Raw genomic sequence first — 24,095 nt, 5'->3', positions numbered from 1 at the left:
ACCTTCTTTCAACCGGAACTTATTCCATGGTTTCGTTTATCAAATTCAGCGCCTCGGCAGCCGAAGTGACCGGCGTGTGGCAGGAATAATTTTCACACACATAAATTGTCGTGCTGTTTTCCAGCTTTTTATAGCCTTTTACGAAACGAACTGCCGGCTTAAACTGTTCTGCTTCCTCTGCTACAAGAAACGTAACGTTGGGATGGAAATCTTCCTGCAGGGCATCTACAATGTATTTGGTTTCTTCATCTTCCATGCTCGACAGAACCACTACTTCTTTGGAAGATACCACTAGCGCTCCAAGAACCTGCAGAAAATACATGTGGCTCTGCGGATGCCGCGCGAGGTTTCCGGAAAACGCCTGAACGCAGGCTTTTGCCGTATTTTCAAATACAGGATCTCCTGTTAACCGGCCCAGGCGGAGAAGCTGATAAGCAGCCACACTGTTTCCCGACGGCATCGCGCCGTCGCTTGTTTCTTTCGGACGGACCAGAAGGGATTCCGCGTCGCTTCCGTAGAAGAAAAAGCCACCTTCCGCCTCATCCCAGAACAAGCGGATCATTTCGTGTCCGAGAGCTTTGGCCTGCTCCAGATAATGCAGTTCAAACGTGCTTTCATACATTTCGATGGAGGCCCACAGCATGTTGGCATAATCCTCCAGAAAACCTTTATGCTTCACTTCGCCTTCACGCCACCGGACCATCAGGCGTTCGCCGGCGTACAATTCTTTTTCAATAAAAGAATAGGCCTGTTTGGCAGCAATTAAGCCTCCTGCTTCTTTAAACACCCGGCCCGCTTTAGCAAGCGCAGCAATGACAAGGCCATTCCAGGAGGTGAGGATTTTATCATCTTTAAATGGGGCGGTTCGTTTTTTTCTGGCTTCAAACAGTTTCTTTCGGGCATCTTCCAGCTTTTCACGGAATGCCTCGTCTTCCATGCGAAAAGAAAGCGCCGCTTCTGATATCGACGAATCTATCGTATTTGGAATGCTTTTTCCTTCGAAATTGCCCTGCCCGGTAATGTCATAAACCGCGCAGTACTGTTCTCCAGTCTCTTCTCCAAGCACCTGCTTTACTTCTTCAGGCGTCCATACGTAGAATTTCCCTTCCACACCTTCCGAATCCGCATCTTCTCCGGAATAAAAACCGCCCTGCCCATCCTGCATATCACGAAGCAGATAGGTTTGTATGCTCAGTGCCGTTTCCCGGAAGCGCCTTTCTTTCGTAATCTGATAGGCTTCCGTGTAGGCCATCAGCAGCAGTGCATTGTCATAGACCATTTTCTCAAAATGGGGCACAAGCCACTTATCATCTACGGAGTACCGGGAAAAACCGAAGCCGATGTGATCATAAATACCCCCGGACGCCATATGATCAAGCGTCTGCACGGCCATGTGAAGCGCTTCTTCTTCATTTGTATTCTGATAATAACGAAGCAGGAATAAAATCGTATGGGGCGTCGGGAACTTCGGCGCGGAGCCGAACCCGCCGTGCAGCTTGTCAAAGCTGTGAAACAGCTGCTGATACCCCTGAGCAAGCGTCTCGTGTCCAATATCCATCTGGCTCGAAGCATCGCCCGGCTGCAGCACCATTTCCATCTTGCTGCCCACCTCAGCGATTTTATCCGGATCTTCGTTGTATTTATCCGAAAGCTGCGTTACAACGTCCGTCATCCCGGGAAGTCCCTGCATACCCTGCTTCGGAAAATACGTACCGGCGTAAAACGGCTTCTGCTCCGGCGTGAGAAATACGTTAAGCGGCCAGCCGCCGCGGCCCGTCATGGCCTGACAGGCTTTCATGTACAACGCATCAATATCGGGCCGTTCCTCACGATCCACTTTTACAGCTACCATCCGCTCATTTAACAAAGCGGCTGTCTTTTCATCGGCAAAGCTCTCCTCTTCCATCACGTGGCACCAATGGCAGCTCGAATAGCCGATCGATACAAGCACCGGCTTATTTTCCTTTCTGGCTTTCTCAAATGCTTCCTCTCCCCACGGAAACCAATCGACAGGGTTATCTTTATGTTGAAGTAAGTAAGGTGATTTTTCATACTGCAGTCTATTCATTCAAAACACGTCCTTTCTTTCATAGTATAGACGAAAAAGAAGCCGCCCAAACGGCGCCTTCTGTATTTTCTCATAGTTTGTCGTTTTTTTCCTTCGGGTTCTTTTACCCGGCATCCAGCGTTTCGGTAACGCCCCATATTTTTGTGTTGCCGTCATAATCATTTAATGCAATGTCCAGATCATGAAAATGACGGTGGAGCATCCGAACTTCTTCCATCTCTCTATTGGAAGCTACATTCTCCGACAAGGTTTTTATTTCTTCAAGGTCTTCCTCAAGACTTGAGCTGTCCGGCTCCAGTTCGTTTACCTGCTCGATATTTTGTTCTGCCTGCTCTACCTGTTTTTCCATTTCCAGATTCTGCAGCCCTCCGTAGCCGGTAGTGCCGTTATAAAACTGATGGGACTCGCTTACCACTTCTCCGATATCCTGGTTGCTTTCTCCAACCGTTTCCTGAATTTTTTCTACTTCCTGTTCTGTCTGCGCCTGCTGTTCCTGCTGGGCCGTAAAATAAAAATAGGCTGAAACGCCAATAACAGCCAGAGCGGCACCTGTAATCCATAAGACTAATTTCATAATTTCCCCCTTTTTCATACTTTTCTACCCTACCAATTATCCTCCTGTGCTGTAAATCTTCTGCAGAAGTTTTCTGGACATTTTCTCACAAAAAAAAGCGCCCGGCTGGGCAGCTCTTTTTTATGTTTCTTCTTTTTCTATGCGGACTCTGCTGATGGTTCTTCCTTTTGTTTCCAGTATTTCAAAGGTCAGCTCTTCAAGCTTCAGTTTTTCTCCCTGTTCCGGAAAACCGTTATGCTCCTTGAGCAGATAGCCTGCGAGCACATCCTCTTCTTCGGGAATCCTGGTATTAAACACCGAATTCAGACGGCGCAGCGTAACTTTTCCGTCGCAGACTACTTCTGTATTGGACACTTTTTCAATACTCGCATCCTCTTCTACGTCCATTTCATCTTCAATTTCAAGACCGATCATTGCTTCAATGATATCCTCATGCGTCAGAATTCCTTCGGTACCGCCATATTCATCCAGCACAATCGCCATATGCTTTTTTTCTTTCGTCATGCGGCGGAAGACTCCTTCAATTTTATGAAATTCGTATACAATTAAAGGATCCGCGGAGCTGAAAGCCTCAAGAGGCCTTTCTGCTTCCATTGCCCAGGATATTAAATATTTTGAATGAAAGACAGAAACAATATCATCAATATCATTATCGTACACCGGATATCTCGTATACGGCTTTGCAATCACGACGTCGCGTACTTCTTCAAAAGAAGCACTAAGAGGCAGGGCCTCTACTTCTACGCGCGGCGTTTTCAGAACGTCTTTTACATTTAGGTTGTGAAAATCGAGCATACCCTTTATACGGTGGGATTCCGCTTCATTGAATGTCCCTTCAGATCCTGCAATATCGACCATTGTCCGGAATTCTTCCTTCGAGACAGATGCTTCCTGTGCCTGCCCTTTTGACAACACTTTCGTTATAGCGCCTGTTAATTTGTTTAGAACGAGCGAAACCGGCTTAAAGATAATAACAAAAAAGCGGATAATTGGATAAACGACCGGCGAAATCCGATCCGCAAATGTTGCCGCTATTGACTTCGGAATTACCTCGGAAAAGATAATAATAATTACGGTTAATATGGCCGAAGCAATACCTATACTTACACCGTATTGAATCGCAAGCGCCGTCACCAGCGTCGGCAGCAGAATATTCGCTATGTTGTTTCCAATTAAAATCGTTGTAATAAATTCACTTGGGCGCGACAGCAGATCAAGCAGCTTTCCTGCTTTTTTATCTCCATTTTCCGCTTTTGTCTGAAGCTTCATTTTGTTTGTGGCCGTCAGTGCTGTTTCACTTCCGGAAAAGAAAAAAGATACAAATAATAAGATGATGATCGCAATGATCACTGGGGTTCCTCCTTGGATATGTACAATGACATAATCGTTAGTATTGTGTAGTGGTAAAATGGGTACTTATTATAATTACCCTTAATACAGCCTGTTTATTCCTGCCTGTTTTAAACATGCTATACTTAAAAAAAAGAACGTTGGATACATATCGGAATGAAAGGAGCTGGTTTCACGTGAAACAACCGATTATTCAAAAACCCATTCCTTATTACGAGCAGTTTTATCATTCGCTTAAAGCGATGATCGTAGAAGGCACGCTTACGCCCGGCGAGCGCATTAATGAAACACAGCTCGCCAAAGACTTCGGGGTGAGCCGAAGTCCGATACGAGAAGCTATTCGGGTACTAGAACGGGAAGGACTTCTCGTTTCCGATGAAAAAGCGAAAGTGATGGTCTATCAGCCTACGTTTCAGGATGTAGAAGAGATTTACCAGTGCAGACAGGCACTTGAATCGTTTGCCGTGCGCTTAATGATAACCGCGGCAGAAACAGATGAAACCGCCCAAATAGGTTTGGTGCTTGAAGAGACCAGGCAGGCTATCCATCGGGAAGCGCCCGCACAGGAAATTATTAAGCTGAATGAATCCTTTCATAATCATATCATTCTCTTTAGCAGAAACAACCGTCTCAAAAGACAGATTGATGAACTTCGTTCTTTAATGTACTTGTTCCGCACCTACAATTTCACCGGTACAGAAAGAGCCCTGACGATAGAAGCCGAACATTCCGCCATTTACCGGGAAATTAAGGCTGGAAATCAGGAAGCTGCCTCCAAAGCCATGATCGATCATCTCGAACACGATCTCAGCTATCTGAAAGAACAGCTGCAGACAAAAGCACTAATTATTTAATAAACAGGAAATAAGTAAAGAACCCGGCTTTCGAGCCGGGCTCTTTACTTATGCTATGCCTGCAGGCGGCGGATTATTTCATCTTTCACTTCTGTAGTAGTCGAGGTACCTCCAATGTCACGGGTCATAATACCATCTGCAATAACGCCTTCAATTACTTCGAGTAAACGATCGGCTATTTTTTCTTCACCAAGGTGATCAAGCATCATTTTGGCCGTCCAGATCTGTCCGATCGGATTTGCAAGCTCTTTGCCGACAATGTCAGGGGCAGAACCGTGAACCGGTTCAAACATTGAAGGATACTTGCCGTTCATATTAATATTGGCAGCCGGCGCAATACCGACACTTCCCATAATGGCGGCTCCGATATCCGTTAAAATGTCGCCGAACAAATTGCTCGCTACAATGACATCAAACCGCTCCGGTGCGGTAACAAAGAACGCGGCCAGGGCATCAATATGCTGGGACTCTGTCTTAAAATCGGGGTATTCCAGCGCTGTTTCTTCGAAAATTTCATCCCAAAACGGCATCGAATGAATAATTCCATTGGATTTTGTTGCGCTTGTTACCTTTTTCCCGCGCTCTGCCGCCAGTTTAAACGCATGACGAACCGCCCGTTCGGTCGCTTTTCTTGAAAATACGGCGCTCTGAATAGCGATCTGGTCTTCTCCCTGATAAATACGCCCCCCAATTTCGCTGTATTCCCCTTCACTGTTCTCACGAACGACCATAATATCGAAGTCTTTTGGGTCAGCAAGCTTTGATTTCAGGCCTTTAAACGTTTTCGCCGGCCTCATGTTAAGCACCTGTTCAAAATTACGGCGGATATTAATCAGCAGCCCCCACAGGGAAATATGATCGGCTACGAGCTCCGGATTGCCGACAGCCCCCAGGAATACCGCATCAAATTCTTTTAGCGTTTCCAGGCCGTCATCGGGCATCATTTTGCCATGCTCTAAGTAATATTCGCAGCTCCATGGAAACTGCGTGAATTCAATCTCAACTCCCCCAAAGGCTTTGACCGCTGCCTGTACGACTTCTTCTGCAGCCGGCACAACTTCTTTTCCAATACCATCACCGGGAATACTTGCTATTTTCAATGTTCTCATCTATTTGCCCTCATTTCCGTCGACCGTCGACTTTTTATCATCATATCCTACCTCTCCCTTTTTGTAAACGCCTCCATATATGCCAAAAAAAGAGCTTTCTCCTTTTAATAAGAAAAAGCTCTTTAGTGTCAGCGACGGTTCGGGCGGCTCGGCCTGAACTGCTGGCGCATAATATTATAGATCGCGGAGACGTAGCTCATTGGGTGGGAGATTTCTTCGTTCTGCATTGTGTATCGTTCCATCTCAATTCGACCGGACCGTGTACTCATAGAAGTGGACAGGTCTTCATTATAAATCGCCATCGACCGCTTTAAGTAATACTGGTGTTCCTTTTTAAGCTTGCTGTTGGAAGACAGCTGGTGGGATATATCATCGCGCACCGCCCGTGATAAATCTGTGCGGTCTCTCGATGAGAGAACGAGCATATCCATTAAGTGCAGCGTCTTCGCACTGGAATGCTCTTCGATCTTGCGATTCGCCATAATAATGGAGCTCAGCAGAATCTGATAAAGAGCGCCGTACGCAATAAGGTTCAACAGACTGGTTAAAAAGCCCCCTCCAAACAGTTCGAATAAATATAAGCCGGCATTCCGGTACAGCAGGCTGCCGTAAATAATGTTTAGTATAATAGAGGCAAGCAGCCACTCCATGGCAATCATGCCGAGAAATACAGCATAATTCCGGTTCAGCTTGTCTTTAAGCATGCGGCGCAGGGCAAGAGCAAAAGTAAAAAGTAGAATCGGCGTCATAATAATGACGAGCAGGTCAAAAAAGTTGGCGCTTCCTGTAGGCACCGGAAGGGAGGTAATGCTCCCTGTTCCTCCGGAAATAATGCCGCGGCTGCCTTCAATAGCTGCAAATATCATATGTGTCGTTCCCCCTGTTCATATGTATCAAACCGTCTTACCAGTATACCACGTGCGGCTCCCGGCTTTCCAAGATCGTAAAAAGACGTCCCCTTTCCAGGCACGTCTTATGTATTAAATAAGTTTATGAGTGCTGTCTTCACCGACTTCATCGGTCCAGAACACTTCAATTTCATTTAAGCGGTGAAACTTACTCGGGATCAAGGTAATGACAAGATTTGCCCCATTTCCTTTAATCACGCCTTTTCTCCAGTTGCTGCTTTCATAGGAACGGTGTTCGGTGTAATCAGCCCCGTCAAATAATATTTCCGTAATTCTTGCTTCCCCGTTGCCGATATTGGAAATAACAATTTCCTGTCGTGCGCCTTTTATCACCTTTTCAATCGTGAAGAACGCTTTGTGCTGATTGTCGATTTCGTCCCGCAGCCGGTTTTCTTCCTGTTCGTAATTCTTTTTTACATATTCTATATGATCCTGGGCGATGGTCACCTGCTCTGCTGCGGCCTGCGCCTGCTTTTTGGCGGTATTGGCCTGCAGCCATGCGAATACGGCGGCTCCAAGGCTGATCACGATCACGAGTACATTTACTGAAGTCATAGTCATTCATCACTCCCTTCTATGATACATAGTATAAGAAAAAATCCGTGCGCCGCCAAGTCCTGCGGATGAACAAACTCTTCATTAGTATAACAAAAATAAATATGCCTATTGCCGGATCCGTATTTTTTCGATTATTTTCCACATTAAAAAGCAGGAGAGCACGCTCCCCTGCTTTTACAATTGATGAATCGGCGTACCTATCACTTTTTCCGCGGCTTCCATTATGCTTTCTCCAAGAGTCGGATGCGCATGAACAACAAGGGACACATCTTCGGCCGTTAAACCGGACTGAATGCAGAGCGCAAGCTCATTGATCAGTTCCGGAGCTCCTTCGCCGGACGCTTCCGCTCCCAGTATTGTTCCATCTGCTTGATCCGTAATCAGCGTTACCATGCCGGCCGTTGTATTCAACGTCAGGGCACGTCCATTATGGCTCATTGGGAAACTGTCAGCCTTCACTTCATATCCTTCCTGCTGTGCCGCTTCCTTCGATAAACCGACCACAGCAAGCGGCGGTTCGGAAAACACCACTGCCGGAATGACGTAATCCGAGCTGTCTCCTTCTTCTCCTTCCAACGCCTCACTCACCAGTTTCCCCTGCATGGAGGCGCGGTGGGCAAGCGCCGGACCCGGCGTAACATCCCCAATCGCAAAAATATGAGGTACGCTCGTACGGCAGGCCGGGCTGACTTCAATAAACCCATTCTCATCTGCATGGATACCGGCCTTCTCCAGCTCCAGCTTCTCTGTATTTGGCTTTCTTCCCACCGTCACCAGCACATACTCACTTTCCAGCGTTTTCGTTTCTCCGCCTTTCTCATACGTAATGACGGCAGATTGTTCTGTTGTATCCACTTTCCTTACTTTGGTCTCTGTATGAACGGCTGCATTCGGCCGGGCTTTCAGCTCCTCAGCGGCAAGTGCGGACATAGCTGCCGGAAACCCGGGCAGAATGCCGGGGAGCCCTTCAATAATCGTTACTTTTGTACCGAAATTGGCGAACATCGTTCCCAGCTCAATGCCAATATAACCGCCGCCGATTACCGTCACCGACTCAGGCTTTTTTGTTAAGGCCAGCGCCTCTGTCGATGAGAGCGTCCTTTCGTTAAACGGGAACGCCGGAATTTCAATAGGAAAAGAGCCTGTGGCGATAATGCAATGAGAGAAAGTAATCTCCTGTCCACCGGTCATCTTTACCCGGCGGGCATCGACAAACGAAGCCTCTCCTTTAATAATTTTTACTCCGGCTGCCTGCAGAAGTCCTTTTACTCCACCGGTCAGCTGTTTTACTATTCCCGTTTTCCACTGCTGCAGCTTCTGGAAATCAATCTCAGGCTCTGGATAATGAATGCCGGCTGATGCCGCACGGGCGGGCATCGCAGCATAATGGCCGGCTTCGATTAACGCTTTAGAAGGGATGCAGCCAACGTTTAAACACGTGCCGCCAAGCTCACCCTTATTTACTAATGTTACCTTCCTGCCCTTTTGGGCGGCCCGGATGGCCGCAACGTATCCTCCGGGTCCCGCTCCGATAATAAGAAGCTCTGTGCTGTGCTCCTGCATCCGCCCACCTCCTACAGCAGCATCTGATACGGCTGCTCCAGTGCCGATGCGACATCTTTTAGAAAACGGCTCGCCGGATCGCCGTCAATCACCCGGTGGTCAAAGGTTAAGCTGAGCGGCAGAAACCTTCGTGCCTGCGGCTGGCCTTCGATCATGACCACTTCTTCCTGCAGCGAGCCGATGCCTAGAATGCCGGCTTCCGGAGGGTTCAAAATCGGCGTAAAATATTCAATTCCTGTGGCTCCCAGATTTGTAATCGTAAACGTGGATCCGGACATTTCGCTGGTGTCGAGCCGATTTTCACGTGCTTTTTCAGCCAGCTTCTGGATACTCTCCGCCAGTCCCAGTACCGATTGATGCTCGGCATGGAACAATACCGGCACTACCAGGCCATTATCAAGCGAGGCGGCAATGCCTAAATGAACGTGTGGATACGTATGAATTGTGTCTTCTATATACGCGCTGTTCATATGGGAATGAGCCTGCAGGCTTTTGACAACGGCTTTAGCAATAAAAGAGGTCAGCGTCAGCGTTACGGTTTCCCCGTCTTTCTCCAGGCTTTGTTTAGCCTGTTTCTGTACATGAAGCAGATCCGTAACGTCTGCTTTTTTCATCAGAGTCAGCTGCGCGCTCTGCTGCAGGCTTTGATGCATGTTCTCTGCAATCGCTTTTCTCATGCCCCGTACCGGTGTTTTAGTGACGGCTTCTTCTATTCCGGCATAAGGCACAATTTCCGTTTGAGGCGCCGGCTCCTCCGAGGCAGGCCTCTCATAATTTTCCACGTCCTGCTTGGTGATTCGTCCCTGCGGTCCTGTACCTGTGAGTTCTTCCAGCGGAATATTTTTTGATTTGGCCAGTTTTTTCGCGGCCGGAGAAATCTTAATATGCCTGGAATCTGAAGCGGCGCGTCCGTTTGTTTTTGGCTCTTCTTCCGTCTGGGTTGAACTGGACTGCGCCTGTTGGGCCTGCGGCTCTTCTTGCGGTTCTTCCCTGCCGGGTTCCGGTTTTTCTCCTTTTTCTCCAATATAAGCGAGCGTTTTCCCTACTGGAAGCGTATCGTCGACATTCGCAGTGACTTCGATAATAACACCGCTTGCAGGCGCTTCCAGATCATTTGTTATTTTGTCGGAGCTGATCGTAACGAGCGGATCCCCTTTTTTTACTTCATCATCCGGTTTTACGAGCCATTCTACAATCGTGCCTTCCTCCATGCTCATTCCAAATTTAGGCATCACCACTTCCTGTGCCATACGCCTCACTCTCCTTCAGCCTGTTCTCAGGTTTTATCAGCTTGCCACAATGGATTCATCGTCAATCAGTTCAGCCACTGCTTTGATGACTTTCTCCGGAGACGGCAGATATAGATCTTCCAGAGATGGGGAAAATGGCACCGGGCTGTGCGGCGCGGTTATCATTTTTATTGGCGCATCGAGGAAATCAAATCCTTTATCCGCTACCATAGCCGAAATATCCGTCGCGGCGTTGCAGCGTGGATTGGCTTCATCTACGATCACAAGCCGGCTCGTCTTCTGGACCGATTTTAAAATTGTGTCTTCATCAAGCGGAGAGAGGCTGCGCGGATCTACTACTTCGGCCTGAATGCCTTTTTCTGCAAGTTTATCGGCCGCATCCAGCGCTGTCTGTACCTGCTTGCCGATGGCAACAATCGTGATATCACTGCCTTCCCGCTTAATGTCCGCCTTGCCGATCGGGATTTTGTAATGCCCTTCCGGCACTTCTCCTTTAACGTTGTAGAGTGTTTTGTCTTCAAAAAAGATCACAATGTCATCGTCTTCAATTGCGGAAATCAAAAGGCCTTTGGCATCTGCGGGCGTCGAAGGGACGACCACTTTTAATCCCGGGATCGCCGTAAACATGCCGTACAGGCTCTGAGAGTGCTGGGCTGCCGCCCGGAAGCCGGCGCCGTGCATCGTACGGATGACGAGCGGAATTTTTGCATGGCCGCCAAACATGTAGCGCAGCTTTGCCCCCTGATTCATCACCTCATCGAGGCAGCTGCCAATAAAATCGTTAAACATCAGCTCGGCCACAGGCCTCATACCGGTTGCCGCCGCACTCACAGCAGCACCTACATAACCCGCTTCGGCAATCGGCGTATCCAGCACCCGGTCTCGCCCAAACTCCTGGACGAGACCCTGGGTAACGCCCATTACGCCTCCCCATGCTTCTTCGTTCTGCAGATGATCCACGTTCGCTCCGCCCGCTACGTCCTCTCCAAGAAGAATCACATGTTCATCATTCCGCATCGTAATCGCCATCGCCTCATTGACTGCATCTGAAAAAGATATTTTTCTTGCCATTTTTTATTCCTCCCCGCCTGGCTGGTAATCTACATACACGTCTGTGGTCAGCTGATCGGCTTCCGGCATTGGACTTTTTTCTGCAAATTCCACCGCGTCTTCTATTTCTTTTCTTACACTTTCATCAATGGAATGAAGCTCATCTTCAGAGGCTAGATCCGTCGTTAACACATGCTGACGGAAGCGGATAATCGCATCCAGCTCTTTTAAATGCTCATCGCGTTCTTCATTTGTTTTATATTTCTGTGCGTCGCCTTCAAAGTGGCCGTAGTTCCGGTACGTTTTGCACTCAATTAATGTTGGACCTTCTCCATTTCTGGCCCGCTCCACGGCGCGTTCCGCTGCTTCATAGACCGCCATTGTATCCTTTCCATCCACCGTTTCACCCGGAATGCCGTAAGAAGCAGCCCGATCGGAAATAGATTCGCAGCTGGACGCATATTCGAATGGAGTAGCCTCTGCATAGCCATTGTTTTCCGCTACAAAGATAACCGGTAGCTTCCAAATGGCTGCCATGTTGATCCCTTCATGAAATGTGCCGTGGTTGTTGGCCCCGTCTCCAAAGAAACAAACCGCTACCCCGCCGGTTTTGCGAAGCTTGGCAGACAGCCCTGCTCCGGTTGCCAGCGGAAAACCACCGCCGACAATCCCGTTTGCTCCAAGCATGCCTTTGCTGACATCTGCAATGTGCATGGACCCGCCTTTTCCTTTGCAGAGGCCGGTGGATTTGCCGTAAATTTCAGCCATCATGCCTTTCAGGTCACATCCTTTGGCAATGCAGTGCCCATGGCCGCGGTGCGTGCTCGTAATGCTGTCCTTGTCATCGAGATGCGCGCATACTCCGACTGCTACCGCTTCTTCTCCTGCATACAGGTGCACAAATCCCGGCAGGACACCGGTGCTGAACGTTTCGTGAACCTGGTCTTCAAACCTGCGGATTTCTGCCATCTTCTGGTACATCCATTTTGCTTTTTCTGACGTGAGGGACTGCTGTTGAATTTCCGATACTCCCATTCTCGTTAACCTCCTTCTGAATAAATAGTGCCGGAAGCCGGCCGTTCTGTTAGGTATAACTGCAAATCCCATGCCAAAAAGAGAACGCTTACAAAATAAGCATTCTCTTTCTTTTGTTTTATATGAAAATGGGAATCAGCGGGATATGTCCCATTTTGTCTCATTTCGTCCCAGTCTGTCCTTTTCAGGAAAGCTGGTACTTGGCCAGTTTCCGGTAAAAAGAACTCCGGGGGATGCCCAGCTGTTCCGCTGCAAGAGAAGCTTTACCGCCGTGCTGGCGGAGTGCTTTTTCCAGGTAATCCTTTTCCATCTGTTCCCGGACAGAAAGAGAGGGCACCGGCGGCGTCTCCTCATGGCCGGAGGAAGTCTGCTGTACATAGGCTTCAATTTGACGGGCCGTGGGCGTTTCCTCCTGAAATTCCACGTACAGGCCTTCCAGCACGTTAAATAGTTCGCGGATGTTACCTTCCCATTTCTGCCGCTGCAGTACCTGCAGGGATTTTTCTGTCCAGCTGAACGGCCACCCGTTCTGATGAAAGTAATAGTGAATGAGCGCAGGGATATCCTCTCTGCGCCTGCGAAGCGGCGGCAGGTGAATCGCGTATACATAAATACGGTAATACAAATCCTCCCGGAAGGTACCGTTCTGCACCTGTTCCCCGAGTGGCCGGTTTGATGCGGTAATCAGCCGGAATTTAACAGGTCTCGTTTTGTCCCCTCCGACCGGCGTGACTTCTTTTTCCTGAAGAACCCGCAGCAGTGCGACCTGCATTGCCGCCGGAATTTCCCCAATTTCATCCAGAAACAGCGTGCCTCCATCCGCCTGCACGATTTTTCCGGGAGCGCCTTCTTTTTTTGCGCCCGTAAATGCCCCCGGCGCATAGCCGAACAATTCACTTTCCAGCAGGTTTGCCGGAACTGCTCCGCAGTTAATTGCAATAAACGGGGCATTACGGCCTGCATGACTTTCGTGGATGGATCGGGCCATCACTTCTTTTCCCGTACCGGTTTCACCAGTGATATGCACCGTTACGTTTGTACGGGAAACTTTTTCCGCTTTTTCAAGTACCTCTTTGAACGTGCTGCTTGTGCCGATTACTCCTTTGAAAGAAAAAGTCCCGGCCCAGCCGGTGCCGCACGGTTTTGCTTCTTTTACCGGAACCGCCGCATAGCTGCCGATCACCTGTCCGCCGTCCGACGAATATACCGGTGTTTTGGCCGCAGAAAAAGGCAGATCGTCGATGGAGCCGCCCCGCGAGGCATTCAGATTCGCCTTTGCCTGTGGGGAAAGATACACGATACGGCCATGCCGGTCTGCCACAAAAAAGGAGGTTTCCTGTTTTCCAAGACACTCCAGCGCATGATGCATGAGAGCAATCTCTTCTTCTTTGATAAGCTGCTGCCACTTGTGCTCAATTGCGTAAGCCGCAGAGACGACTGTCCCAAGCAGATGCTCGTGGTAGCCGGCCGCTGATGGACTGGAGATATCCAGAATGCCGAGCACGTCTCCCTTTTCATCCCGGATCGGGGATGCCGAACATCCCCAGCTCTGCGATGCCAGGGAAAAATGCTCCGGTCCGTTTACCGTAATCGCCTCTCCCGTCGAAAGTGCCGTTCCAATCGCATTCGTGCCCACTTCTTTTTCTGTCCACTTTACGCCTTCAGTAAAGTTAATATGAGTGGCGAGCGCTCTGGCTTTATCCTGCCCCATGAGTTTTAATACGTAGCCGTCCCTGTCAATCAGCAGAATAATCATATTTGATTGGGCGTACATCTGTGCCAGCTTCTTCATAAATGGTACCGCAATCTCAATCAGGCGTTTATTTTCCTCGCGTTTTTTCTGAAGATCTCCGCTCTCCAGGCGCAGAATCCCCTTTCCATTGTAAGGATCCACCCCGTTTTTCCGGCACTCGTACCAGGAGGCGGCAATCCGCCGGCTGATCCTGGACGTGTCCAGCGCCCCTTCCTGTACGAATCGCTTCCACTGCTCTTTTGTTACCTGACCAGCTATCATGAAGCTCACCTCAATTAAATTTTATAAAAGACAGGTCTGCTTATTCGTCTGCATGATAGGAGTGTATGAAGGAAATTGCCGTACCGTCTGTTCTTTTAATTATATATGATAACGCTTACATGTAACAGAGAGGAATTAAAAGCTTTTCGTTGACTTCTATTAAAGCAGATGCTATATTTTATTCTATTAAAGATAATAAGAGTCTTTAATATCTATTAAAAGGAGGCTATCATATGATACTTGACTGCGCTGTTATCGGCGGGGGCCCGGCAGGCCTGAATGCTTCACTCGTTCTGGGACGTGCCCGCAGAAAAATCATTCTTTTTGACGACAACAGGCCAAGAAATGCGGTTACTTCTGAATCACATGGGTTTATAACAAGGGACGGAATAGATCCACAGGAGTTGAAACGAATCGCCCAGGATGAGCTGCGTAAGTATCCCGACGTCCGCGTTGAAAAGCAGCGGGTACGTGAAATCCAAAAAAAGGAGCAGCATTTTCAGATCACCATGGAAAACGGCGATATCTATCAGGCCAAAAAAGTTATTCTCGCCACCGGCTTTAAAGAAATCATGCCTGACGTAAAACGGGTGGCCGAATTTTACGGAAACAGCCTGTTCAGCTGTCCCTACTGTGATGGCTGGGAGCTTCGGGATCAGCCGCTGGCCGTTATTTCCGAAAACCCACATGCTTTTCATATGGCTAAAATTGTTTCGAACTGGACGGACGATGTGATCGTCTGCACAAACGGCAGGCAGATTCTATCAGAAGACGAAAAAGAAATACTCGGCCGGAAACACATCCACGTGTATGAAGAAAAAATTCTTTCTTTAATCGGGGAATGCGGAGCGCTGGAGGAGATAGCATTTGTGGATGGAACAACCGTTAAACGGACAGGCGGATTTATTACGCCGGAATGGACACAATCCTCCCCTTTTGCTTCCGCACTCGGATGCGCCCGGAACGAACGCGGCGGAATTGACGTTGATCAAATGAAACAAACGACTATCCCCGGCGTTTTTGCATGCGGAGATACGTTAATGGCAGGTCCCTCGCAGCTGATTATTGCCGCCGGTGAGGGAAGTATGGCAGGTGCGGCCGTCAATGCAGCCTTAGTCGAAGAATCATTTGCTGAACATAAAAAAGGAGGAAAAATCGATGCATCATAAAGGAAAAGTATCTTATCTGGACAGCCCGGAACGAAGAAAAGAGCTGCCTCCGGAGGAAATTTTAGACATGCTTTCACTGAAAGATTCAGAGTTCGTGCTCGATTTCGGAGCGGGCACCGGTTACTTTTCCATTCCCGCAGCCAAAAGAACTGACGGCACCGTGTACGCGCTTGATACCGACGACAGCATGCTCGATATTATCCGCTCTAAAGCCCTTCAGGAGGAACTGACAAACATCGTACCCATTCAGAAATTATCGCTCCCGGATCATACGATCGACGCTGTGATTGCCTCCCTCGTGCTGCATGAGATAGATCCGCTCGTTCCGGCCCTGCATCACATCCAGCAGGTACTGAAAAAGGACGGTTATCTCATCTGCGTAGAGCTGGAGCCAAACGGAGTTTCCCATCATGAAGCACCTAGAGTCACCTCCGAGCAGATGGAAAAGGCTATCACTGCAGCAGGTCTGCGAGTGATACGAAAGTTTTATCCTACTGAAAAAATCTATGTTCTCCTCGCGCAGAAATAATTTTTTGCGTAAATTATAGATATAACGAATCTATTAAGTAGGCAATAGAGCATTTCAATAAATAATAAAACACTAAATACCCGGCTGAATACTGCAAGAAGGAGGAAACTGCCCTTCCAATAGATCAGTCGGGTATTTTTTCTGTTTTTTCTGCGATGCATGTAGAAAGGTATGTTCAGTATTTTATACATTCTTCAATATTTTCTTCTTTATTAACACTGAATATTATTCAAATGCTGTTTTGTCAGGCTTCGTAACCACTTTAAATTTATATTGACAATAGAACACCCACTCCTTATAGTTAGAATATTAATAATGATAATCATTATCATTTATTCGACTTAGAGAGGACTCAATCGAACATGCAACTACTTAACCGCAGGCAGATGTTATTTACCGTACTTATTATCTTTACTTTCACATTATTAGCTGGATGCTCCAGCGAAGATGCTTCTTCCGAATCAGGGGACAGTACAGATAAAACCCCGAATTCTATTACCCTATCCTGGCCGAGGGATATAGGCTCCATGAACCCCCACGTGTACAACCCTTCACAGCTGCTGACCCAATCAATGATTTATGAACCACTTGTGAGCTATGAAGAAGGTGGAGAAATCAAACCGCACCTTGCAGAATCCTGGGATGTTTCAGAGGACGGCCTTGAATATACATTCAAGCTTCGTGAGGACGTGACGTTTACAGATGGCTCTTCGCTGAACGCTGATATTATTAAAAAGAACTTTGACGCTGTACTGGAAAATAAAAGTTCCCATACCTGGCTTGGCGTTATCAATGTGATCGAAAAAACAGAAGCCGTGGACGACTCTACATTTAAAATGGTTTTATCGGAACCTTATTATCCAGCGCTGCAGGATTTAGCCGTCGTGCGTCCGGTTCGCTTTCTCGGTGAATCCGGTTTTCCAGAAGATGGGGACACATCACAGGGCATTACAGAACCGGTCGGTACCGGACCTTGGGTGCTCGAAGACTATAAAGCAGACGAATATGCTGTATTCACCCGGAATCCTGACTACTGGGGAGAAGCTCCGGAACTCGAGAAGGTAACTATAAAAATTATCCCTGATGCAGAGACGCGTGTTCTTGCTTTTGAAAAGGGAGAATTGGACATGATTTATGGAGAGGGCGTCATTAGCATGGATTCCTTTAACCATTTGAAAGAGTCCGGAGAGTATGAAACGGACTTATCTGAACCATTAGCTACAAGAAGCCTGCTTCTGAATTCCACAAACGAAAAGCTTTCAGACCTTAACGTACGATTGGCTCTCCAGCATGCATTTAATAAAGAAGCAATGGTAGAGGGCATAACGCTCGGGTTAGAAGAAAAAGCGGATAAAATTCTATCCACTAACTTCCCCTACACCGATGTTGATATTGATCCCATCGAATATGATATGGAGAAAGCAGTATCCTATCTAGAGGAGGCAGGCTGGAGCCTTCCTGATGGAAAAACCATCCGTGAAAAAGATGGAGAGCCTCTTGAACTGGAATTAATGTACGACAAAACTGACCCGATTCAAAAATCAATGGCCGAAACACTTCAAGCAGAATGGACAGCCATTGGTGTGCAGCTGAATATTGCAGGAGTGGAATTGACAGATCAAATTGAGCGCAGAAAAGCCGGCGATTTCGATATTGATTTTTGGTATAACTACGGTGCTCCTTATGATCCTCATTCATTTATAAACGTTGTAGCAGAAAAAGGCTGGGGCGTGGCAGAAGCACACTCCAACCTGCCGATGAAAGCTGAACTGGATGCGCAGATCGAAGAGGCTTTAGCTTCTCAGGATGAAGAAGAACGCCAGGAGCTTTATAACGGCATTTTAAACACACTACAAGATCAGTCTGTTATTGTACCGGTTTCTTACATGAAAAAAACTGTGGTATATCAGGATAGTATAGAAGAGTTTTCATTTCCGGCGAACCGGGATGAACATCCTTTCAATGAAATAAAAGTCAGTCAGTAATGATGAGAAAGGATAAGCCATGATTTCCTACCTTACAAAACGACTGCTTGCTGTCATTCCTATTATCTTGTTCGCCATTTTTCTAATGTTTGCCCTGATACGTCTCTCGCCGGTTGATCCGGCCGAGGCGTATCTTGCTGCGGCCCACATCCATCCTACTGAGGAGATCTTAGCAGAAAAAAGGCAGGAGTTTGGCCTGAACGAATCTCTCATTATGCAGTATGTGCAAACCGTCAAGCAAATTGTTCAGCTAGACTTCGGCAATTCCTACGTAACGAATACCCCTGTCTGGCAGGAGGTCGTGACAAGAATGCCGGCTACGATCCAGCTGGCGGTAAGCAGTATTCTTCTTGCTGTCATTGTCAGTGTGCCGCTTGGTTTCTTATCAGCGGTTTATAAGAATAGTGTGATTGATCATTTCAGCAGATTCCTTGCTTATTTGGGCGCCTCTATTCCACAGTTTTGGCTTGGCTATATTTTAATTTTTGTTTTTGCTGTACAGCTGGATTTATTCCCAGTGGAAGGAAGAGGCTCCTGGCAGCATTTCGTGCTTCCAAGCATCACGCTGTCCCTCGCATTAATTGCCATTTACACTCGGCTGCTCCGTGCAAGTGTGCTGGAGGAACTGGAAAAAGTATATGTGACCTACGGTAGAACACGCGGCATTAAAGAAAAGACCATTATGGTCAAGCACGTGCTGCGAATAGCTATTTCCCCCATGCTGACCGGGCTCGGTATGAATTTGGGGAAGCTTCTTACAGGCACCATCATTGTAGAACAGGTTTTTTCCTGGCCTGGATTTGGACGATTCTTTATCGAAGCCATCCTGAACCGGGATATTCCCGTTATTCAAGGCTACGTGGTGCTCGCAGCGTGTCTATTTATCGTCTGCAATCTCATCGTCGATGTCCTGCAGTTGTATATGGACCCGCGCATTTCATGGAAAGGACGGACTGAATCTTGATTGCAAGCATACGAACGGCCAGTCAAGGAAGATGGGCTATTACTATAAGCTCCGTTGTGTTACTAACATTTTTTCTGATCAGCATTCTGGCTCCCTGGATTGCTCCTCATGATCCGGTGCATGTGAACCTGGCAGTAAAATTAGCTCCTCCTTCCTGGGAATATCCTTTAGGCACTGATCATTTTGGTCGCTGTACTCTATCACGCCTGCTTTATGGCGCACGCGTTTCTCTCGGATTTGCTTTTTTAATTTTCGCTGCTTCGTTAGGCATCGGCCTGCTTATTGGTACGCTTGCCGGCTACATCGGCGGCTGGATCGACCTGCTGCTGATGCGCTTCTGCGACGGTGTCATGGCTTTTCCAAACCTGGTGCTTGTGCTGGGAATTGTAGGCCTACTGGGACCCGGCCTCTGGCAGGTAGTAGTGGCATTGATGATGGTTCAGTGGGTTTATTATGCCCGGATGATCCGGGGCATGGTTGTCAGCATGAAAGAACAAAATTTCATTACAGCCGCACGAATGAGCGGTTCTTCGACAGGAAAGATTATCAGGCGGCATCTGATCCCAAACGTCCTCCCTCCTATTATAGTTATGGGGACGCTGGAAATGGGCTGGGCTATTATGGACATTTCCGCCCTCTCCTTTCTTGGTCTCGGCATTCAGCCGCCTACACCTGAATGGGGCGCAATGATTCACGAGGGAAAAGCCTTTATTCGAAGCCAGCCGGAACTTATGATTTATCCCGGTTTATTTATCCTGTTCGTCGTTATTTCATTTAATATTCTTGGAGAATCTTTATCAGAACGATTAGGCGTGAAACGCCGCTATTGAAAGGGGCATAAAAAGATGGGACATCAGCAGAATGCTTTACATGTAAAGGATTTAAATGTGGCTGTAAAAACGCCCAAAGGCATGCTTCCCCTAGTTCAGAATCTTCACTTGGAATTAAAACCGGGGAAGATATTAGGCCTGGCAGGAGAAAGCGGCAGCGGAAAAACCGTTACGTGCATGGCCCTGCTGCAGCTCCTAAATCCAAAAACAATGTCTGTAAAGGGAAGTATTCAGCTGCATGGCCGGGAGCTTACGGATCTGAATCAAAAAAAAATGCGCAGCGTGCTCGGCAGGGACATCGGGTTTATTATGCAGAACCCAATGAATGCCTTCACTCCTGTGTATACGATAGGAAATCAGTTTGTAGAAACGATTCGAAGCCATACCGTCCTTACGAAAAAGCAGGCGGTGGATCTTGCCATCACATCAATGGAAAAAATGAATCTGCCAGAGCCTTCTAAATTAATGAAAAAGTATCCCTTTCAATTAAGCGGCGGTATGCTGCAGCGGGTCATGATTGCCATATCGATGTGTCTGCGCCCTTCTGTTGTTATTGCTGACGAACCTACTACGGCACTTGATGTTACTAATCAGCTGCAGGTGCTGAGAGAACTGGACCGTCTCCGCACCGAATGCGGCACATCCATTTTACTGATCTCCCATGATTTAGGAGTCATTTCCGAACTGGCTGACGACGTGGCCGTGATGCGGAACGGCCGCATTATAGAAACAGCAGATGTCTTTCAGCTGTTTGATCATCCAAAGCAGGAGTATACGAAGCAACTGCTGCAGGCAAGGCCTGCCCTGCTGTTAAATGATCAATTAAAAAGAAGGGTTATATAGAAGAGATGGGGCGCCTACTACAGATCGAAGGGAGAACAGAACTTATGAGTCTTTTGGAAGTGAAAGACGTTACCCATACATACGGCTCAGCACGTTCTTTTTTACCCATCCGAAGAAAAGAAACACAGGTTCTTTCCAATGTATCCCTTACTGTAGAGCAAGGCATGTGTATGGGACTTATAGGGACCAGCGGAGCAGGAAAAAGCACGCTCGGAAAGGTAATTCTCGGGCTGGAAAAGCCAAAGAAAGGTCAGGTCCTCTTCCAGGGAGAAGACCTTTATACGATGACCGCTGCAGCCCGCCGGAAGATGAGAAGAGATCTTCAGGTCGTCTTTCAGGACAGCTATTCCTCCGTAAATCCCCGCCTGACGGCAGAACAAATTATTGGGGAACCACTGGACAATTACGAAAAGCTTTCTGTGTCGGAACAAAAACGAACCGTCGCTCAATTATTGGAAATGGTCGGCCTACATGCGGAGGATATGAAAAAACGCCCCGGCCAGTTCAGCGGCGGGCAGCTGCAGCGCATTAGCATTGCAAGATCCATTGCTCTGAAGCCAAAAATGATTGTTTTGGACGAATCGGTAAGCAGTCTTGATATGGTGACACAGACAAATATTCTTCACTTGCTGCAAGAGTTGAAAAACGAGTATAGTCTCTCCTATCTCTTTATTACCCACGACATCCGCGCAGCCTATTTTATCTCAGATGCTATGATTGTTATGGAAAACGGAAGAATAGTTGAAACTTGTTATGATAAAAATGATATTTTCACTTCCGAACAGCCAAAAGTTAAAGAACTGGTTGCTTCTATCCTGCCTGAACATCCAAAAGATCGAACCATTACCGGTCGTTAAAACATCCGTCTTCTTTCTAAGTGCTCATTAGAAAGGAGGCGGATTTTGTCTATATGTTCGTATCGATAGGATCCGGCCGTGAAATTTATATTATGATCCTCTTGTTTTTTAATCACCAGGTATGGAATCCATCATTTTCTCAAATAACTCCGTGCTGTAATTGAAAATGTAAGATCCTGCATAGAATAAAACAAGGAGTAAAAGATAATGAACCGTTGGTATTCATAAAAAAAACACCTCTATATTATCGCAGTCATACATGCGAGTTTGGGGTGTTTTTTACATAAAGAAGAAAAGCTTTTTCGAATGATTCGATTTTATAAACATCGTGATTTCCATATAAAATGTAAGTACATTTTTGTATAGATTAATCACTCATACCTGATAGAGATTTCGACCTTCTGACCTTACTCAGTAGACCCATATTCCTATGAAGTTTTTTTACGCGTTCGATGGAAAACAATGGCGGTAATACTCATAATAACGCCGCTTGGAATTAAGATCAGTGAGGCCTGCAGGCCAAGAAGAGCTACGTCCAATCGCATAACAGAGCCATAAGCTGGATTCATCGTATCAATAGCAATGACAAACACAATAAAACAAACTACGCCGCAAGCAAGTAACCCCAAACTAACGTAAACGACTTTTAAGGTGTTTGACCTGAAATAAATAACAAATGTAATCGCAAGTAATAAAAGGAGTATTCCTAAACCCAAGCAGCCCACCTCTTCCTTTAATTGCTATTGTACAAACACCCATTATAAGCGCTTGTCTTCATGCATACAAATTCTGTAATTTCACTATTTCGAAATCTTGCGAGAGGTCTATAAAATATTCATTATCATTTGAAAAAAACCTCGCATTCTTCTTTTTTACAAAGAATCGAGATTTTTTTATTTTTTTTAATTATATCTCCATACATTTGTAACTGCCTGGTACGTTTTTAAAACTGAATTTATTATAAAGTCCTCACTTCCTTTTGATTCGTCCAGAATGATCATTATTATAAGGATATTTTATGACTTTTGTTTGCACCGCAAGCTATTCAGGTTGTTTACTACCTATGAATTGATCGTTAACGCCTTCCGACGATAATCTATTCATTTTCGTAATAAACTCCTGCCTATTTGAGGGGTAACATTCATCATTAAAGACACAACTCGCGCTGATAGCTGGGAAGGCAGGTTGTATTGTGTCCAGGAATACTCTTTTTTATTCTCATCACCATGATTATTTTTCCTTTTTGCAATTAAATAAAAACTTAAACTATTTATTACTATATAATATAATTCCACTATAGTGAACAATTATAATAGTAAAAATAGTTATATACTTTAATAAAAACGGGTGTATACTCTATGTGTAGCCTACTATTTGCAGCAATAAGCTATCTTGAAAGTTTTATTGATAAATCAAAATTGTTCACTTTAGTGAATTTAATGATAATAAAAAAATTTATTAATGGGGACCTAATATTTTTGAAAGGAGTGAACAATATAAATTCCACTACATTAAATTTACTGAAAATTAAGAAAATTAATATACTTTGTAGGTATATTACTATCTGAAGGGGTGAAACATCAAGTGAAATATTTTAGGATATTTTCGATTTTTATGACCATCCTTCTCATACTTCCCCTTTTTTCATTACACGTTAATGCTGTCGGAGTTAACCCTGGCCTAGGAGCAGCAAACCCATATGGTATTTTAGGTGAATCCGTAACAGTTACAGAATCCACTTCAGTCAATGGCAGTTTGGGAGCCGGAGGTTTAACCGGAACGGCAGATGTTACCGGTTCAACAGACGTAGCGAACGACGCATATACAGAAGCGTATTCAGATTTCCAAGGTGCTATGACCCGTGCTGACTCGCAACCTGCTGATACTACATTGTCTACACTGGGCGGGGACACATTAACTCCAGGTGTGTATAACTTTAATAATGCTGTCTCTATGGGATCAAGTATTACGCTTAACGGTGATGGCGTTTATATATTCCAGATTGATGGAGCGCTTTCTACCGCTGCAAATACGGAGATCCAACTGCAGGGCGGTGCCCAGGCTTGTAATATCTTTTGGGTAGCCAACGTTGCCACTCTTGGCGCAAACAGCACGTTTGTCGGAACATTAATGAGTAAATCAGCCATCACGGTTGGTGCGGACTCCACTACTAACGGCAGAATATTAGCTCAGACAGCTGTTACAGCTGATGCGGCCAATACTGAAATTATCGTGCCGCCAGTATGTGAAGCACCGGTTCCAGATCCTGATCCAACACCGGATCCTGAGCCAAACCCAGATCCTGATCCAACTCCGGATCCAGACCCAACTCCGGATCCTGATCCAACTCCGGATCCTGAGCCAAATCCGGATCCAGACCCAACACCGGACCCTGAACCAAATCCAGATCCTGAGCCAAATCCGGATCCAGACCCAACACCGGATCCTGAACCAAATCCAGATCCTGAACCAAATCCGGATCCAGACCCAACACCGGATCCTGAACCAAATCCAGACCCTGAGCCAAATCCGGACCCTGAACCAAATCCAGACCCTGAGCCAAATCCAGACCCTGAGCCAAATCC

The 24,095-nt window shown here is 46.7% G+C and carries 21 protein-coding genes; 9 read left to right on the top strand and 12 right to left on the bottom strand.

Features of this window, described 5'->3' with window-relative positions; genetic code table 11:
- Positions 1 to 19: 19 nt before the first annotated feature.
- The 3 genes from ATL39_RS01045 to ATL39_RS01035 form a co-directional block, all read right to left on the bottom strand.
- On the bottom strand, positions 20 to 2,068 hold the full coding sequence (locus tag ATL39_RS01045; RefSeq protein WP_120191428.1) for a thioredoxin domain-containing protein: 2,049 nt from the start codon (positions 2,066 to 2,068) through the stop codon (positions 20 to 22).
- Between the two features lie 103 nt (positions 2,069 to 2,171).
- Entirely contained in the window at positions 2,172 to 2,642 is a 471-nt protein-coding gene (locus ATL39_RS01040; RefSeq protein ID WP_147419322.1) for a hypothetical protein, read from the bottom strand.
- Between the two features lie 120 nt (positions 2,643 to 2,762).
- On the bottom strand, positions 2,763 to 3,992 hold the full coding sequence (locus ATL39_RS01035) for a hemolysin family protein (protein WP_120191426.1): 1,230 nt from the start codon (positions 3,990 to 3,992) through the stop codon (positions 2,763 to 2,765).
- 176 nt (positions 3,993 to 4,168) lie between these two features.
- On the opposite strand from ATL39_RS01035, the gene ATL39_RS01030 reads away from it, so the two are divergent.
- Positions 4,169 to 4,846 (top strand): GntR family transcriptional regulator, encoded by a 678-nt coding sequence (locus ATL39_RS01030; RefSeq protein WP_245960888.1) that lies wholly within the window; start codon positions 4,169 to 4,171, stop codon positions 4,844 to 4,846.
- 53 nt (positions 4,847 to 4,899) lie between these two features.
- Here ATL39_RS01030 and ATL39_RS01025 read toward each other — a convergent pair whose 3' ends face one another.
- From ATL39_RS01025 to ATL39_RS00990, 8 genes are all read right to left on the bottom strand, one after another.
- Positions 4,900 to 5,955, bottom strand: coding sequence for a tartrate dehydrogenase (locus ATL39_RS01025; RefSeq protein ID WP_120191425.1), 1,056 nt, complete (start codon positions 5,953 to 5,955; stop codon positions 4,900 to 4,902).
- Between the two features lie 128 nt (positions 5,956 to 6,083).
- Positions 6,084 to 6,821, bottom strand: coding sequence for a hypothetical protein (locus tag ATL39_RS01020; RefSeq protein WP_120191424.1), 738 nt, complete (start codon positions 6,819 to 6,821; stop codon positions 6,084 to 6,086).
- 114 nt (positions 6,822 to 6,935) lie between these two features.
- On the bottom strand, positions 6,936 to 7,424 hold the full coding sequence (locus ATL39_RS01015; protein WP_120191423.1) for a hypothetical protein: 489 nt from the start codon (positions 7,422 to 7,424) through the stop codon (positions 6,936 to 6,938).
- Positions 7,425 to 7,595: 171 nt separating this feature from the next.
- Entirely contained in the window at positions 7,596 to 8,984 is a 1,389-nt protein-coding gene (gene lpdA / locus ATL39_RS01010) for a dihydrolipoyl dehydrogenase (protein WP_120191422.1), read from the bottom strand.
- 11 nt (positions 8,985 to 8,995) lie between these two features.
- Positions 8,996 to 10,234 (bottom strand): dihydrolipoamide acetyltransferase family protein, encoded by a 1,239-nt coding sequence (locus ATL39_RS01005; protein WP_120191421.1) that lies wholly within the window; start codon positions 10,232 to 10,234, stop codon positions 8,996 to 8,998.
- A 36-nt stretch (positions 10,235 to 10,270) separates the two neighbouring features.
- Positions 10,271 to 11,305 (bottom strand): alpha-ketoacid dehydrogenase subunit beta, encoded by a 1,035-nt coding sequence (locus ATL39_RS01000; protein WP_120191420.1) that lies wholly within the window; start codon positions 11,303 to 11,305, stop codon positions 10,271 to 10,273.
- 3 nt (positions 11,306 to 11,308) lie between these two features.
- Positions 11,309 to 12,319: a thiamine pyrophosphate-dependent dehydrogenase E1 component subunit alpha gene (locus ATL39_RS00995; protein ID WP_120191419.1), complete on the bottom strand. Its 1,011-nt coding sequence runs from the start codon at positions 12,317 to 12,319 to the stop codon at positions 11,309 to 11,311.
- Positions 12,320 to 12,503: 184 nt separating this feature from the next.
- Positions 12,504 to 14,333, bottom strand: coding sequence for a sigma-54-dependent Fis family transcriptional regulator (locus tag ATL39_RS00990; RefSeq protein ID WP_120191418.1), 1,830 nt, complete (start codon positions 14,331 to 14,333; stop codon positions 12,504 to 12,506).
- Positions 14,334 to 14,566: 233 nt separating this feature from the next.
- Between ATL39_RS00990 and ATL39_RS00985 the strand changes: the two genes are divergently transcribed.
- The 7 genes from ATL39_RS00985 to nikE all read left to right on the top strand — a co-directional run bounded on the left by ATL39_RS00985 (position 14,567) and on the right by nikE (position 21,510).
- Positions 14,567 to 15,502, top strand: coding sequence for an NAD(P)/FAD-dependent oxidoreductase (locus tag ATL39_RS00985; RefSeq protein ID WP_120191417.1), 936 nt, complete (start codon positions 14,567 to 14,569; stop codon positions 15,500 to 15,502).
- A complete protein-coding gene (locus ATL39_RS00980) occupies positions 15,492 to 16,031 on the top strand; it encodes a class I SAM-dependent methyltransferase (protein WP_120191416.1) in 540 nt (179 codons plus the stop codon). Before ATL39_RS00985 ends, ATL39_RS00980 begins: the two co-directional genes overlap by 11 nt.
- 362 nt (positions 16,032 to 16,393) lie before the next feature.
- Positions 16,394 to 18,016, top strand: coding sequence for a nickel ABC transporter substrate-binding protein (gene nikA / locus ATL39_RS00975; protein ID WP_120191415.1), 1,623 nt, complete (start codon positions 16,394 to 16,396; stop codon positions 18,014 to 18,016).
- Positions 18,017 to 18,035: 19 nt separating this feature from the next.
- The gene (nikB, locus tag ATL39_RS00970; protein ID WP_120191414.1) at positions 18,036 to 18,980 is read left to right on the top strand and encodes a nickel ABC transporter permease subunit NikB; all 945 of its coding nucleotides are present in this window, start codon (positions 18,036 to 18,038) and stop codon (positions 18,978 to 18,980) included.
- Positions 18,977 to 19,810: a nickel ABC transporter permease subunit NikC gene (gene nikC, locus ATL39_RS00965; RefSeq protein WP_120191413.1), complete on the top strand. Its 834-nt coding sequence runs from the start codon at positions 18,977 to 18,979 to the stop codon at positions 19,808 to 19,810. The genes nikB and nikC overlap by 4 nt, the downstream gene beginning before the upstream one ends.
- Before the next feature lie 15 nt (positions 19,811 to 19,825).
- Complete coding sequence (locus ATL39_RS00960) at positions 19,826 to 20,653, top strand: ABC transporter ATP-binding protein (protein ID WP_120191412.1); 828 nt, start codon at positions 19,826 to 19,828, stop codon at positions 20,651 to 20,653.
- Positions 20,654 to 20,697: 44 nt separating this feature from the next.
- On the top strand, positions 20,698 to 21,510 hold the full coding sequence (gene nikE / locus ATL39_RS00955; protein WP_120191411.1) for a nickel import ATP-binding protein NikE: 813 nt from the start codon (positions 20,698 to 20,700) through the stop codon (positions 21,508 to 21,510).
- Between the two features lie 428 nt (positions 21,511 to 21,938).
- On the opposite strand, the gene ATL39_RS00950 is transcribed toward nikE, so the two are convergent.
- Entirely contained in the window at positions 21,939 to 22,226 is a 288-nt protein-coding gene (locus tag ATL39_RS00950; protein ID WP_120191410.1) for a hypothetical protein, read from the bottom strand.
- An 868-nt stretch (positions 22,227 to 23,094) separates the two neighbouring features.
- Between ATL39_RS00950 and ATL39_RS17580 the strand changes: the two genes are divergently transcribed.
- Positions 23,095 to 24,095, top strand: a 1,001-nt coding sequence (locus tag ATL39_RS17580) for an ice-binding family protein (RefSeq protein WP_147419321.1), incomplete at its 3' end; no start/stop codon positions are given.

This window comes from Sinobaca qinghaiensis (assembly GCF_003610495.1).
Taxonomy (GTDB): domain Bacteria; phylum Bacillota; class Bacilli; order Bacillales; family Marinococcaceae; genus Sinobaca; species Sinobaca qinghaiensis.
The sequence above is the reverse complement of the archived record's forward strand: the minus strand, read 5'-3'. Positions and strand labels throughout refer to the sequence as shown.